15 protein-coding genes and 1 pseudogene are annotated in these 13085 nt (G+C 68.1%); 6 read left to right on the top strand and 10 right to left on the bottom strand.

Annotated features, from left to right (window positions below):
• Positions 1-8: 8 nt before the first annotated feature.
• The 10 genes and pseudogenes from WT26_RS15980 to upp form a co-directional block, all read right to left on the bottom strand.
• Positions 9-407: a hypothetical protein gene (locus tag WT26_RS15980; protein WP_059956308.1), complete on the bottom strand. Its 399-nt coding sequence runs from the start codon at positions 405-407 to the stop codon at positions 9-11.
• A gap of 85 nt (positions 408-492) precedes the next feature.
• Complete coding sequence (gene rng, locus WT26_RS15975; protein WP_059531080.1) at positions 493-1962, bottom strand: ribonuclease G; 1470 nt, start codon at positions 1960-1962, stop codon at positions 493-495.
• 8 nt (positions 1963-1970) lie between these two features.
• A pseudogene (locus WT26_RS15970) lies at positions 1971-2605 on the bottom strand (Maf family protein).
• A gap of 51 nt (positions 2606-2656) precedes the next feature.
• On the bottom strand, positions 2657-3127 hold the full coding sequence (rlmH, locus tag WT26_RS15965) for a 23S rRNA (pseudouridine(1915)-N(3))-methyltransferase RlmH (protein WP_006484265.1): 471 nt from the start codon (positions 3125-3127) through the stop codon (positions 2657-2659).
• A 25-nt stretch (positions 3128-3152) separates the two neighbouring features.
• Positions 3153-3599, bottom strand: coding sequence for a ribosome silencing factor (gene rsfS / locus WT26_RS15960; protein ID WP_059531086.1), 447 nt, complete (start codon positions 3597-3599; stop codon positions 3153-3155).
• A 4-nt stretch (positions 3600-3603) separates the two neighbouring features.
• On the bottom strand, positions 3604-4305 hold the full coding sequence (locus WT26_RS15955) for a nicotinate-nucleotide adenylyltransferase (RefSeq protein ID WP_230943521.1): 702 nt from the start codon (positions 4303-4305) through the stop codon (positions 3604-3606).
• Between the two features lie 41 nt (positions 4306-4346).
• Positions 4347-5267, bottom strand: a complete 921-nt coding sequence (gene hemF, locus WT26_RS15950) for an oxygen-dependent coproporphyrinogen oxidase (RefSeq protein ID WP_069273245.1) — start codon at positions 5265-5267, stop codon at positions 4347-4349.
• Between the two features lie 115 nt (positions 5268-5382).
• A complete protein-coding gene (gene purD, locus WT26_RS15945) occupies positions 5383-6660 on the bottom strand; it encodes a phosphoribosylamine--glycine ligase (RefSeq protein ID WP_021161100.1) in 1278 nt (425 codons plus the stop codon).
• A gap of 104 nt (positions 6661-6764) precedes the next feature.
• Positions 6765-7493, bottom strand: a complete 729-nt coding sequence (locus WT26_RS15940; protein ID WP_011352741.1) for a YebC/PmpR family DNA-binding transcriptional regulator — start codon at positions 7491-7493, stop codon at positions 6765-6767.
• Positions 7494-7690: 197 nt separating this feature from the next.
• Positions 7691-8341 carry a uracil phosphoribosyltransferase gene (gene upp, locus WT26_RS15935; protein ID WP_069273244.1) on the bottom strand — a complete coding sequence of 217 codons (651 nt, stop codon included), beginning with the start codon at positions 8339-8341 and terminating at the stop codon, positions 7691-7693.
• 171 nt (positions 8342-8512) lie between these two features.
• On the opposite strand from upp, the gene WT26_RS15930 reads away from it, so the two are divergent.
• The 6 genes from WT26_RS15930 (at position 8513) to kdpA (ending at position 13078) form a co-directional block, all read left to right on the top strand.
• The gene (locus WT26_RS15930) at positions 8513-9292 is read left to right on the top strand and encodes an SDR family oxidoreductase (RefSeq protein WP_069273243.1); all 780 of its coding nucleotides are present in this window, start codon (positions 8513-8515) and stop codon (positions 9290-9292) included.
• Positions 9293-9344: 52 nt separating this feature from the next.
• A complete protein-coding gene (locus WT26_RS15925; protein ID WP_069273242.1) occupies positions 9345-9737 on the top strand; it encodes a methylglyoxal synthase in 393 nt (130 codons plus the stop codon).
• A gap of 176 nt (positions 9738-9913) precedes the next feature.
• A complete protein-coding gene (locus tag WT26_RS15920; protein ID WP_069273780.1) occupies positions 9914-10888 on the top strand; it encodes a quinone oxidoreductase family protein in 975 nt (324 codons plus the stop codon).
• A gap of 176 nt (positions 10889-11064) precedes the next feature.
• Positions 11065-11187 carry a hypothetical protein gene (locus WT26_RS38815; protein ID WP_256976802.1) on the top strand — a complete coding sequence of 41 codons (123 nt, stop codon included), beginning with the start codon at positions 11065-11067 and terminating at the stop codon, positions 11185-11187.
• Entirely contained in the window at positions 11184-11276 is a 93-nt protein-coding gene (gene kdpF, locus WT26_RS15915) for a K(+)-transporting ATPase subunit F (protein WP_006752209.1), read from the top strand. The genes WT26_RS38815 and kdpF overlap by 4 nt, the downstream gene beginning before the upstream one ends.
• Positions 11273-13078 (top strand): potassium-transporting ATPase subunit KdpA, encoded by a 1806-nt coding sequence (gene kdpA, locus WT26_RS15910; protein WP_069273241.1) that lies wholly within the window; start codon positions 11273-11275, stop codon positions 13076-13078. The genes kdpF and kdpA overlap by 4 nt, the downstream gene beginning before the upstream one ends.
• Positions 13079-13085: the final 7 nt, after the last annotated feature.

Below are 13085 nucleotides of genomic sequence, written 5' to 3'. Positions count from 1 at the left end.
ACTTCACTTTACTTTACGCATTGCACATCCTTCCTGGGCACGGAGATGATCACCGGGTAGGTTCCGCGCTCGAGCTCCACGCGCGCGACCACGACCAGCGTCTGCGCGTCGCTGTCGTCGTAGACGCTGACCCGCTCGTGCCGAAGATACGTGACGCCGGTGCAGCCGGACGTGCGGCTGTCTTCGGAGACCTTGCAGTCGAGCGGATTGTCGGCGAGGTAGCGATACTTTTCCGGGGTCGCGAGGTATTCGCGCAGGCTTTGCGCGGAGCCGCCGACACCGGTGACGGTCGCGATCGCGCACGATTGCTGCGACGCGTCGCCGGCGGCCGACGTTTCGGCCGTTGCCGGCACGCTCGCGAACGCGAGCGCGGCGACGAATGATGTGGATGCGATGATGGACTTCATGGCGCGGTTACCCGTGTGCGGACTCAGCGCGGGATTGTAACCAACCCGCGCGGGGCGGGGTGTCGACAGGGCATCGCGCCGTGCGTCACATCAGCACGATATCGTACTGCTCCTGGCTCAGGTTCGACTCGACCTGCAGCGACACCGGCTTGCCGATGAAGTCGATCAGCATCGCGAGATGTTGCGATTCCTCATCGAGGAACAGGTCGATCACCTGCTGCGCGGCGATCACGCGGAATTCGCGCGGGTTGAATTGCCGCGACTCACGCAGGATCTCGCGCAGGATGTCGTAGCACACGGTGCGCGACGTCTTCACCTGGCCCTTGCCCTGGCAGGTCGGGCACGGTTCGCACAGCACGTGCGCAAGCGATTCGCGCGTGCGTTTGCGCGTCATCTCGACGAGCCCGAGCTGCGAGAAGCCGTTGACCGTCACGCGCGTGCGGTCGCGCGACAGCGCCTTCTTCAGCTCGGACAACACCGCGTCGCGATGCTCGGCGTTTTCCATGTCGATGAAGTCGATGATGATGATCCCGCCGAGGTTGCGCAGCCGCAGTTGCCGCGCGATCGTGTGCGCGGCCTCGAGGTTGGTCTTGAAGATCGTGTCGTCGAAGTTGCGCGCACCGACGTAACCGCCGGTGTTCACGTCGATCGTCGTCATCGCCTCGGTCTGGTCGATCATCAGGTAGCCGCCCGACTTCAGGTCGACGCGGCGCGACAACGCGCGCTGGATCTCCGTCTCGATGTTGTACAGATCGAACAGCGGCCGTTCGCCCGTGTAGTGGTGCAGCTTCGGGCTCACGGCCGGCGTGAACTCGCCCGCGAATTCCGACAGGCGCTGGTAGGTCTCGCGCGAATCGACCTGGATGCGCGTCGTGTCGTCGTTCGCGAAATCGCGCAGCACGCGCTGCGCGAGATCGAGATCCTGGTACAGCAGGCTCGTCGCCGGCAGCCGCTGCGCCTGCCCGACGATCGTCGCCCACGTCTTGCGCAGGTACGTGACGTCGCCGGCGAGTTCGTCGGAGGTCGCATCCTCGGCGATCGTGCGCACGATGTAGCCGCCTTTCTCGTCCGGCGGGATCACGGCGGTCAGCCGCGCGCGCACGGCCTCGCGCTCGGCCTCGCTCTCGATCTTCTGCGAGATGCCGATATGCGGCTCCTGCGGCAGGTAGACGAGCGTGCGGCCCGCGATGCTGACCTGCGTCGACAGCCGTGCCCCCTTCGTGCCGATCGGATCCTTGATCACCTGGACCATCAGCGTCTGGCCCTCGAACACGGTCTTTTCGATCGGCTGGTGCGGCGTGCCCGACTGCGGCTCGCCCGCGAGGCGCGGATGCCAGATGTCGGCGACGTGCAGGAACGCCGCGCGTTCGAGGCCGATGTCGATGAATGCCGACTGCATGCCGGGCAGCACGCGCACGACCTTGCCGAGATAGATGTTGCCGACCCGCCCGCGCGACAGCGTGCGCTCGACGTGAAGCTCCTGCACCGCGCCTTGCTGGACGAGTGCGACCCGCGTTTCCTGCGGCGTGAGGTTGATCAGGATTTCTTCGTTCATGGTGGGATTCAGAAGGCGACGCGCGCGGCGCGCAGCAGCGCCGCGGTCTCAAAAAGGGGCAGACCCATGATACCTGAATGGGAACCGTCGATCCGCTCGATGAACTCGGCGGCGCGCCCCTGGATCGCGTACGCGCCGGCCTTGCCGAACGGCTCGCCCGATTCGACGTAGCGTGCATACGCATCGCGCGACGCGGCCGCGAAGCGCACCGACGAGCGCGACAGCGCGGGCGGCAGCAGTTCGCCGTCGGCATCGATCACGGCGACGGCCGTCAGCACCGCGTGTTCGCGGCCCGCGAGGCGCGTGAGCATCGCGAGCGCGTCGTCGGCGTCGGCCGGCTTGCCGAGGATCGCGCCGTCGATCGTCACGGTCGTATCGGCGACCAGCAACGGCGAAGCCGGCTTGCCGCTCGCGACGAGGCGCGCACGCGCGGCCTCGGCCTTGGCGATGGTCACGCGCCGCACGTAGGCATCGGCGGCTTCGCCGGGCAGTTCGGCCTCGAGCGCTTCGGCGTCCTCGTCGGGGCGCGGCAGCAGCAGCTCGAAGCGTACGCCGATCTGCTGCAGCAGCTCCTGGCGGCGCGGGCTTTGTGAAGCGAGGTAAAGGGTCGGGAAAAGCGCGGGGGACGTGTGCTGGACGGCATGGTGTCGTTATCTCGGTGAGCGCGCGAGGCGCGCGTCTCGAGGACGACACGTCATGCGCGGTGGTAGGGGTGATTCTGCGTGATGCTCCACGCCCGGTAAAGCTGTTCGGCGAGCAGCACGCGCACCATCCCGTGCGGCAGCGTCATGCTCGAGATGCGCAGCAGCACGTCGGCACGTGCCTTCAGCTCCGGATCGAGCCCGTCGGCACCGCCGATCACGAACGCGACGTCGCGGCCGTCCTGCTGCCAGCCGGGCAGCGCCTGCGCGAGCTGCATCGTGGTCCAGTCGCGGCCGCGCTCGTCGAGCGCGACGAGGCGCGCGCCCTTCGGCAACGCGGCCTCGATCTTCTGCCGCTCGGCCGCCATCACGCTTTCGGCGCTGCGGCCGCCCGAACGCAGTTCGGGCTTGATCTCGCGCAACTCGATGCGCAGTTCCGGCGGCATCCGCTTCGTGTATTCGTCGAAGCCGGACGCGATCCAGCCCGGCATCTTGTGGCCGACCGCAAGGATGAAAAGCTTCATCGGGAGACGCGTAACGACTCGGGGTTCAACGGCGGCGGGCGGCCGTCTTGCGCGCCGGGCGTGCGGGCGCGGCTTCTTCCTCGTCGTCGTCGCCTTCGCTGGCCGTGGCGAAGCCGTTCCCCTTGCCGCCGCCGAGCTTCATCCGCACGGGCTTGTCGCCCCAGATTTCCTCGAGGTTGTAGTACTGGCGCAGGGCCGGCTGCAGGATGTGCACGATCGCGTCGCCGCAGTCGACGAGCACCCATTCGCCGGTGTCTTCGCCTTCGGAGCTGACGATGTCGCCGCCGGCTTCCTTGACCTTGTCCCGCACGCTCGACGCGAGGGCCTTGGTCTGGCGGTTGGAGGTGCCCGAAGCGACGACCACGCGGTCGAACAGTTCGGTCAGGTGGCTGGTGTTGAACACCTTGATGTCTTGCGCCTTGACGTCTTCGAGGGCGTCGACGATCACGCGCTGCAGTTTGCGAATATCCATGGATTCAGGAATGGTAGAGGCGATGTTGAAGAATATAGGCCCATACGGCGGCCGGCACATGCTCGGCCGATGCGTCGGGCATTTGCGCATGGCGCGCGATGCATTCGCGCAGGTGGGCGCGGATGTCGGTCGCGGCGATGTCGAACGAAAGGGTCGTATCGATCAGCAGGCGGCCGGCCGGCGTGGCCTTCAGCACGTCGGCGCCGGCCTGCCGCGCGGCGATCTCCCGCGCGACGTCCGGCGGCGCCGCGCCCAGGTCGAAGCCCGGGCGCGTCGACACGCAGATGTGCGCGTAGTCGAACAGCGTGCGCCAGTCGCGCCACGTGTCGAGGCGCACGAGCTGGTCGGCGCCGATCAGCAGCGACAGCGACGCGTCCGGGCCGATCCGCGCGCGCCAGCGCGCGAGCGTCTCGACCGTGTAGGTCGGGCCGGTGTGCTCGATCTCGTCGGTGGCGACGGTCACGGTCACGCCCGGCAGGGACAGCGAGCCGGCGGCCGCGCGGGTCATCGCGAGCCGGTGCTCGGCGGCCGACACGTCGCGCTTCTGGTACGGCTGCCCGGCGGGCAGCAGCACGAGTTCGGTCAGGCCGAGCAGCCCGGCGAACCGGCGCGCGAGCGCGAGATGGCCGTCGTGGATCGGGTCGAAAGTGCCGCCCAGCAGGCCGATACGACGCGGCAGCGGGGCGGGGCGGGTGGTGGTGTCCAGAAAAACGTGTCCTGTTCTTGAGGCGGCGGGGCGCGGCGGGCTCAGACCCAGTCGCGCGGCACGAGGAACTCGCTCAGGCGCGCTTCCGGAGAGCCCGGCTCGGGCTGCCAGTTGTAGCGCCAGTTCGCGACCGGCGGCATCGACATCAGGATCGATTCGGTCCGGCCGCCGCTTTGCAGGCCGAACAGCGTGCCGCGGTCGAACACGAGGTTGAATTCGACGTAGCGGCCGCGCCGGTAAGCCTGGAAGTCGCGCTCGCGCTCGCCGTACGGCAGCGCGACACGACGCTCGACGATCGGCAGGTACGCGTTCAGGAACGCGTCGCCGACGCTTTGCATCATCTCAAACGAGCGTTCGAATCCGGGCTCGGAGAAATCGTCGAAGAAGATCCCGCCGACGCCCCGCGTCTCGTTGCGGTGCTTCAGGAAGAAATACTCGTCGCACCACGTCTTGAAACGTGGATAGAGCTCGGCGCCGAACGGATCGAGCGCGTCCTTGCAGGTCTGGTGGAAATGCCGCGCGTCGTCCTCGAACGGATAAACCGGTGTCAGATCCATCCCGCCGCCGAACCAGAAGATCGGCGCCTCGCCGGGCTTCGTCGCGATCAGCATCCGCACGTTCATGTGCACGGTCGGGCAGTACGGATTGCGCGGGTGCAGCACCAGCGACACGCCGAGCGCCTCGAAGCCGCGGCCGGCCAGCTGCGGGCGCGCGGCGCTCGCCGACGGCGGCAGCGCGTCGCCCGCGACGTCGGAAAAACCGATCCCCGCGCGCTCGAACACGCGGCCGCCTTCGAGAATCCGCGTGCAGCCGCCGCCGCGCAGGCGCTCGCCGGGCCCGCGCTGCCACGCATCGGTCGCGAGCGGCGTGCCGTCGAGCGCGCCGAGCGCGTCGGCGATGCGTGTCTGCAGGCCCTGGAGGTACGTGCGCACGCGCGTCACGTCGTAGGTCGAATCGGTCATGTCTGGACTGGGTGCCCCCGCGCGAAGCGGGCGTAAAAAAGGCATCTGCCGGGCATTCTATCGAACCCCGGCAGAGGAGCCTGCGCCGCCGCGCGAGGCGGCGGCGGTTGCGACGTTACGCGCTCTTGCGGTTGAGCGCGCGGAAGCCGATGTCGCGGCGGTACTGCATGCCTTCGAAATTGATCTGGTTGATCGTGTCGTACGCATGCTGCTGCGCTTCGCGCACCGAATCGGCGAGGCCGACCACGCACAGCACGCGGCCGCCGGACGTCGTCAGCTTGTCGCCGTCGAGCGTCGTGCCCGCATGGAACGTGACCGCCTGTTCGGTCTCGGCCGGGATCCCGTTGATGCGGTCGCCCTTGCGCGGCGCGTCCGGATAACCGTGCGCGGCCAGCACGACGCCGAGTGCGGTGCGGCGGTCCCAGTCGAGCTCGACCGTGTCGAGCGTGCCCGCGATCGCCTGCTCGACGACCTTCGAGAAATCGCTCTTCAGGCGCGCCATGATCGGCTGCGTTTCCGGGTCGCCCATCCGGCAGTTGAATTCGAGCGTGCGCGGATTGCCTTCCTTGTCGATCATCAGGCCCGCATACAGGAAGCCCGTGAAGCGGATGCCGTCCTTCTCCATCCCGCGCACGGTCGGCATGATGATCTCGCGCATCACGCGTGCGTGCATCTGCGGCGTGACGATCGGCGCGGGCGAATACGCGCCCATGCCGCCGGTGTTCGGGCCGCGATCCTCGTCGAGCAGGCGCTTGTGGTCCTGGCTGGAAGCCAGCGCCAGCGCGTGCTTGCCGTCGACCATCACGATGAAGCTGGCTTCCTCGCCGTCGAGGAATTCCTCGATCACGACGCGGGCGCCGGCGTCGCCCAGCTTGTTGCCCGACAGCATCATGTCGACGGCCTGATGCGCTTCTTCCAGCGTCATCGCGACGACGACACCCTTGCCGGCCGCGAGGCCGTCGGCCTTCACGACGATCGGCGCACCCTTCGCGTCGATGTACGCGTGCGCGGCGGCCACGTCGGAGAACGTTTCGTACTCGGCGGTCGGGATGCCGTGGCGCTTCATGAACGCCTTCGCGAAATCCTTCGAGCTCTCGAGCTGCGCGGCTTCGCGGGTCGGGCCGAAGACCTTCAGGCCGCGTGCGCGGAACAGGTTGACGATGCCGGCCGCGAGCGGCGCTTCCGGCCCGACGAGCGTGAACGCGACGCCTTCGCTTTCCGCGAAATCGGCGAGCTCGTCGAGCGCCGTGATGTCGACGTTCTTCAGACGCTCGTCCTGCGCCGTGCCGCCATTGCCGGGCGCGACGTAGACCATCTGGACGCGCGGCGACTGCGCGAGCTTCCACGCCAGCGCATGTTCGCGGCCGCCGGAACCGACGACGAGTAGTTTCATGGGATTCCCCGCAGACTAGAAAACAGGGCGGCCGGCACGCTCAGGCGCGCCGGCCGCGGATTCGATCGGGCCGCCGCCGCAACGGGTGCGCGGCGGCCGGCATCTCATTCCTCGACGATGACGGCGTTCGTATACACGTCCTGCACGTCGTCGAGGTTCTCGAGCGCATCCAGGAGCTTCTGCATCTTCGCCGCGTCGTCGCCGGTGAATTCGACTTCGTTCTGCGGCTTCATCGTCACTTCGGCGAGTTCGGCCTTGAAGCCGCCGGCCTCGAGCGCGTCCTTCACCGCCGAGAACGCCTGCCAGTCGCACAGCACTTCGATCGAGCCGTCGTCGTTCGTGTTCACGTCGTTCGCGCCGGCTTCGAGCGCGGCTTCCATCAGCGCGTCTTCCGACGTGCCCGGTGCGAACAGGAACTGGCCGACGTGATCGAACATGAACGCGACCGAGCCGTCGGTGCCCATGTTGCCGCCGAACTTCGAGAACGCGTGGCGGACTTCCGCGACCGTGCGGGTGCGGTTGTCGGTCAGCGTGTCGACGATGATCGCCGCGCCGCTGATGCCGTAGCCTTCGTAACGGATTTCCTCGTAGTTCGCGCCGTCCGCGCCGCCGACGCCGCGATCGATCGCGCGCTTGACGTTGTCCTTCGGCATGTTCGCGTCGGCCGCCTTGTCGACCGCGAGACGCAGGCGCGGGTTCGAGTTGACGTCGCCGCCGCCGAGGCGTGCCGCGACCTGGATTTCCTTGATCAGGCGAGTCCAGATCTTGCCGCGCTTCGCGTCGGCCGCTGCCTTCTTATGCTTGATGTTGGCCCATTTCGAATGACCAGCCATACCTTTCTCCGTGCCCGGGCGCGCAGCGCGGGCGATTGTTTCAATGTGTCGTTGAGTCGGCGGCCGTATCGGCGGGCATGAAGCCGCGGGGCCGCGCGTGTCGAGTGGATCGAGATTTTATCACGCGGCGACCGCCGGATCGGGGCCGCCGCGCATGGCCGAACGGCCGGGCAGGCCGCCGCGGGCCGTGCCGGGCCTCAGTTCTTGGTGCCGAACAGGCGGTCGCCCGCGTCGCCCAGGCCCGGCACGATGTACGCGTGCTCGTTCAGGTGCGAATCGAGCGACGCGACGAACAGCTTGACGTCGGGGTGCGCGTCCTGGAACACCTGCACGCCTTCGGGCGCGGCCACCAGCGCGACGAACATGATGTTCGCGGCCGGCACGTTGCGGCGTTTCAGCACGTCGACCGCGTGCACGGCCGAATAGCCGGTCGCGACCATCGGGTCGCACAGGATGAAGATGCGGTCTTCCAGATCCGGCAGGCGCACCAGGTATTCGACCGGGCGGTGGTCGTCGGCGCGGTACACGCCGATGTGGCCGACGCGCGCGGACGGCACCAGGTCGAGCAGGCCGTCCGACATCCCGATGCCCGCGCGCAGCACCGGCACGATCGCCAGCTTCCTGCCCGCGATCACCGGCGCGTCGACCGCGACGAGCGGGGTTTCGACCCGCTTGGTCGTGATCGGGAGGTTGCGGGTGATCTCGTAACCCATCAGCAGCGTGATTTCGCGCAGCAGCTCGCGGAACGTCCGGGTGGACGTGTCCTTGTCGCGCATGTGCGTGAGCTTGTGCTGGATCAGCGGGTGATCGGTGATGAAGAGATTCGGGAAACGGCTGTCCTGTTTCATGACGGGGGCGCGCTGGCGCAAAAGGGGTTCGGGACGGCAGGCGGGCGGCGGGCCCGTCTGCGCGCAATGACGCAATTTTACCAAGGCGCGCCGCGTGATCCGGCTAATATCGACGTCTCACGACAATCCGCGCGCCGGCCGGCGCGCCGCAATCAACAACGGATATCGACGATGGATCTCGGCATCGAAGGAAAGACCGCGCTCGTGTGCGCGGCAAGCAAGGGGCTCGGTCGCGGCTGCGCGGAAGCGCTGGCCGCCGAGGGCGTGAACCTCGTGATCGTCGCGCGCACGCGCGACACGCTGGAGGCGACCGCGGACGCGATCCGCGCGGCGTCGGGCGTCGCCGTGACCGCGGTCGCCTGCGACATCACGACGCCGGAAGGCCGCGCGGCCGCGCTCGCCGCGTGCCCGCAGCCGGACATTCTCGTGAACAATGCGGGCGGCCCGCCGCCCGGCGACTTCCGCGACTTCTCGCACGACGACTGGATCCGCGCGCTCGAGGCGAACATGCTGACGCCGATCGAGCTGATCCGCGCGACCGTCGACGGGATGATCGCGCGCCGCTTCGGCCGGATCGTCAACATCACGAGTTCGGCCGTGAAGGCGCCGATCGACGTGCTCGCGCTGTCGAACGGCGCGCGCTCGGGGCTGACCGGCTTCGTCGCGGGGCTGTCGCGCAAGGTCGCGGGGCAGGGCGTGACGATCAACAACCTGCTGCCGGGCCTGTTCGACACCGACCGGATCGCGACCACGCTCGCCGCGTCGGCGAAGGCGCAGGGCGTGACGGTCGACGAAATGCGCGCGCGCCGTACGAAGGACATTCCGGCCGGCCGCCTCGGCACGCGTGCCGAATTCGGCGCGGCCTGCGCGTTCCTGTGCAGCGTGCATGCCGGCTACATCACCGGGCAGAACTGGCTGCTCGACGGCGGCGCGTATCCTGGCACGTTCTGACGCGCGCCGCGCGGCCGGCTTTTACGACGACAACGAACCGAAGGACCTGGAGATGAGCAAACCCCGCATCGCATTGATTGCGCACGACGCGAAGAAGGACGAGATCGTCGCGCTCGCGGGCGAATACCGCGCGACGCTCGCGCAATGCCGGCTGGTCGCGACCGGCACGACGGGCGGCCGCATCGCGGACGCGCACGGGCTGGAGGTGGAGCGCAAGCTGTCGGGGCCGCTCGGCGGCGACCTGCAGATCGGTGCGGAACTGGCGGACGGCCGCGTGGACATCGTCGTGTTCCTGCGCGACCCGATGACCGCGCAGCCGCACGACCCCGACATCACCGCGCTCGTGCGCGCGTGCGACGTGCACGACGTGCCGGTCGCGACCAACGTCGCGACGGCGCGGATGCTGCTCGACGATCTGATGAGGAAGATGGGTGCGGCCGGCTAGGTGCGGCCGGCCGCACGCATCCCGCACGCGACCCCGAATTACCCCTGCCGCCGACAGGGCGATGCACGAATCGTGACGACGCGCGAGAATCGGCCGTTGCGATGCGTGCCGACGGGCGGCTCGCCCACCAGCGCCTGAACTTTTCCGTGACTGAAGACGAAACGAGGAGCGAAACGATGCCGAAAGCAATCCGATACGACCAGCCGGGCGGCCCGGACGTGATGAAGTGGGTCGATGTCGAGGTCGGCGAGCCGAAGGCGGGTGAAGTCCGCATTCGGCAGCACGCGGTCGGGCTCAACTACATCGACGTGTATTTCCGCACCGGCCTTTATCCGCAGCCGCTGCCCGGCGGTCTCGGGATGGAGGCGGCGGGCGAGGTGACGGCCGTCGGCGAAGGCGTGACCGCGCTCAAGGCGGGCGACCGCGTCGCGTACGTCGGGCAGCCGCCGGGCGCGTATGCGCAGGAGCGCGTACTGCCCGCCGATCGCGTGGTCAAGCTGCCCGACGCGATCACTTATGAAGACGCGGCATCGGTGATGCTGCAGGGCCTGACTGCGCACTACCTGCTGCGCCGCACGTACCCGGTGAAGGCCGGCGACACGATCCTGATCCACGCGGCGGCCGGCGGCGTCGGCCTGCTGGTGTGCCAATGGGCGAAGGCGCTCGGCGCGACCGTGATCGGCACGGTCGGCTCCGACGAGAAAGCCGCGCTCGCGAAGGCGCACGGCTGCGACCATCCGATCGTGTACACGCGAGAGAACTTCACGGAGCGAGTGCGGGCGATCACGAACGACGCGCTGCTGCCGGTCGTCTACGACTCGATCGGCAAGGACACCTACATCGGCTCGCTCGACTGCCTCGCGCCGCTCGGTTACTTCGTCAGCTTCGGCAACGCGTCGGGCCCGCTGCCCGCGATCGATTCGAAGGAGTTCTCGTCGCGCGGCTCGCTGTTCTTCACGCGACCGACGCTGTTCTCGTACATCGCGAAACGCGCCGATCTCGAATCCGCGGCCGCCGAGCTGTTCGACGTGATCCTGTCGGGCAAGGTGAAAACCAGCATCAACCAGCGCTATCCGCTCGCGGAAGTCGGGCGCGCGCATGAAGATCTCGAAGCGCGCAAGACCACCGGCTCGACGATCCTCGTTCCCTGACGCCGCCGCGCCGGCCGCCGGGCCGGCGCGCGCGTCTCCCCGGGCGGCGCTGCGGCGCCGCCTGTCCCGCCGCCTTCCCCCGCCTTTTCGTTTACGCGTTTTTTACACGCCCCCGACGACCTTTGACCCGTCCTTTACGTGCGTTCCCATAAGGTTCTAGTCGTCTGATTTCGACGATGGAGAACAGAAAAATGGATGGGGTTTTCATCGGCGCACTGGTGCTCTTCACCGCGCTGATCCTCGGTTTGGTTGCCGGTTGCGACAAGCTCGTGCAATACGGTCGCGGGGGGCGGGCATGACCTGGATGCTCTGGCTGGCGGGCGCCTCGACGGCGCTGCTGTTCGCGTATCTCGTCTTTGCGCTGCTGCGCGCGGAGGACATCGAATGAACGCGAACAACCTGTTTCAGATACTGCTCTTCGTCGTCGTGCTGCTGGCGGCGGCCGTGCCGGTCGCGCGCTACCTGTCGTCGGTGATGGACGGCAGCTCGCGCGTCGTGCGCGTGTTCGGGCCGCTCGAGCGCGCGCTGTACCGCGTCGCCGGCGTCGACCCCGGCAGCGAGATGAACTGGAAGCAGTACGCGATCGCGACGATCGCGTTCAACGCGCTCGGCGCGCTGTTCCTCTACGGCCTGCTGCGCCTGCAGGGCTTCCTGCCCGGCAACCCGCAGCAATTCGGCGCGATGACGGTCGACGGCGCGTTCAACACGGCCGTCAGCTTCGTCACCAACACGAACTGGCAGGACTACACGCCCGAGCAGACCGTCAGCTACCTGACGCAGATGCTCGGCCTGACCGTGCAGAACTTCCTGTCGGCGGCAACCGGCATCGTCGTCGTGATCGCGCTGATCCGCGGCTTCGCGCGTCATACCGCGCAGACGATCGGCAACTTCTGGGTCGACCTCACGCGCGTGACGATGTACGTGCTCGTGCCGATGTCGATGATCATCGCCGCGCTGCTGATGAGCCAGGGCGTGATCCAGAACATGAAGGCGTACCAGGACGTGCCGGTGCTGCAGGCGAGCACCTATGCGGCGCCGAAGCTCGACGCGCAGGGCAATCCGGTGAAGGACGACAAGGGCAACGCGGTCACGGTGCCGACCCCGCTCACGAAGCAGACGCTCGCGATGGGCCCGGTCGCGTCGCAGGAAGCGATCAAGATGCTCGGCACCAACGGCGGCGGCTTCTTCAACGCGAACTCCGCGCACCCGTACGAGAACCCGACGCCGTTCGCGAACTTCCTGCAGGTCTTCTCGATCCTGATCATCCCGGCCGCGCTGTGTCTCGTGTTCGGCCGGACGATCGGCGACCGCCGGCAGGGCATCGCGGTGCTCGCGGCGATGACCGTTGCGTTCGTGCTCGCGATCGGCGTCGAGGTGAGCGCCGAGCAGGGCGGCAACCCGACGCTCGCCGCGCTGCATGTCGACCAGTCGACGGGTGCGCTGCAGCCGGGCGGCAACATGGAAGGCAAGGAAACGCGCTTCGGGATCGCGCAGACCGGCATCTTCACGGTCGCGACGACGGCCGCGTCGTGCGGCGCGGTCGACACGATGCACGATTCGCTGACGCCGCTCGGCGGCCTCGTGCCGATGCTGCTGATGCAGCTCGGCGAGGTGATCTACGGCGGGGTCGGCTCCGGCCTCTACGGGATGCTCGTGTTCGCGCTGCTCGCGGTGTTCGTGGCCGGCCTGATGATCGGCCGCACGCCCGAATACGTCGGCAAGAAGATCGAGGCGTACGAGATGAAGATGGTGTCGATCGTCGTGCTGCTCACGCCGCTGCTGGTGCTGGTCGGCACGTCGATCGCCGTGCTCGCCGATGCGGGCAAGGCCGGCATCGCGAACCCGGGGCCGCACGGTTTCTCGGAAATCCTCTACGCGTTCAGCTCGGCCGCGAACAACAACGGCAGCGCGTTCGCGGGCCTGACGGTCGGCACGCCGTTCTACAACTGGATGACCGCGATCGCGATGTGGTTCGGCCGCTTCGGCACGATCGTGCCGGTGCTGGCGATCGCCGGCTCGCTGGCCGCGAAGAAGCGCATCGCGGTGACGAGCGGCACGCTGCCGACGCACGGCCCGCTGTTCGTCGTGCTGCTGCTCGGCACCGTGCTGCTGGTGGGCGCGCTGACCTACGTGCCGGCGCTTGCGCTCGGCCCGGGCGTCGAGCACCTGATGATGTGGCTCGGCGCATGACGCGCGG

Source organism: Burkholderia cepacia (assembly GCF_001718835.1).
GTDB lineage: Bacteria > Pseudomonadota > Gammaproteobacteria > Burkholderiales > Burkholderiaceae > Burkholderia > Burkholderia cepacia_F.
Note: the sequence above shows the minus strand (reverse complement) of the source record. Positions and strands in the feature narration are given on the sequence as shown.

What these genes read in the sequence shown, in the direction of transcription:
- rsfS (WP_059531086.1), bottom strand. Translation starts at nt 3,599, where the DNA reads ATGGATATTCGCAAACTGCAGCGCGTGATCGTCGACGCCCTCGAAGAC.
- rlmH (WP_006484265.1), bottom strand. Translation starts at nt 3,127, where the DNA reads ATGAAGCTTTTCATCCTTGCGGTCGGCCACAAGATGCCGGGCTGGATC.
- rng (WP_059531080.1), bottom strand. Translation starts at nt 1,962, where the DNA reads ATGAACGAAGAAATCCTGATCAACCTCACGCCGCAGGAAACGCGGGTC.
- upp (WP_069273244.1), bottom strand. Translation starts at nt 8,341, where the DNA reads ATGAAACAGGACAGCCGTTTCCCGAATCTCTTCATCACCGATCACCCG.
- kdpF (WP_006752209.1), top strand. Translation starts at nt 11,184, where the DNA reads ATGACCTGGATGCTCTGGCTGGCGGGCGCCTCGACGGCGCTGCTGTTC.
- WT26_RS15940 (WP_011352741.1), bottom strand. Translation starts at nt 7,493, where the DNA reads ATGGCTGGTCATTCGAAATGGGCCAACATCAAGCATAAGAAGGCAGCG.
- hemF (WP_069273245.1), bottom strand. Translation starts at nt 5,267, where the DNA reads ATGACCGATTCGACCTACGACGTGACGCGCGTGCGCACGTACCTCCAG.
- kdpA (WP_069273241.1), top strand. Translation starts at nt 11,273, where the DNA reads ATGAACGCGAACAACCTGTTTCAGATACTGCTCTTCGTCGTCGTGCTG.
- WT26_RS15930 (WP_069273243.1), top strand. Translation starts at nt 8,513, where the DNA reads ATGGATCTCGGCATCGAAGGAAAGACCGCGCTCGTGTGCGCGGCAAGC.
- WT26_RS15980 (WP_059956308.1), bottom strand. Translation starts at nt 407, where the DNA reads ATGAAGTCCATCATCGCATCCACATCATTCGTCGCCGCGCTCGCGTTC.
- WT26_RS38815 (WP_256976802.1), top strand. Translation starts at nt 11,065, where the DNA reads ATGGAGAACAGAAAAATGGATGGGGTTTTCATCGGCGCACTGGTGCTC.
- purD (WP_021161100.1), bottom strand. Translation starts at nt 6,660, where the DNA reads ATGAAACTACTCGTCGTCGGTTCCGGCGGCCGCGAACATGCGCTGGCG.
- WT26_RS15920 (WP_069273780.1), top strand. Translation starts at nt 9,914, where the DNA reads ATGCCGAAAGCAATCCGATACGACCAGCCGGGCGGCCCGGACGTGATG.
- WT26_RS15925 (WP_069273242.1), top strand. Translation starts at nt 9,345, where the DNA reads ATGAGCAAACCCCGCATCGCATTGATTGCGCACGACGCGAAGAAGGAC.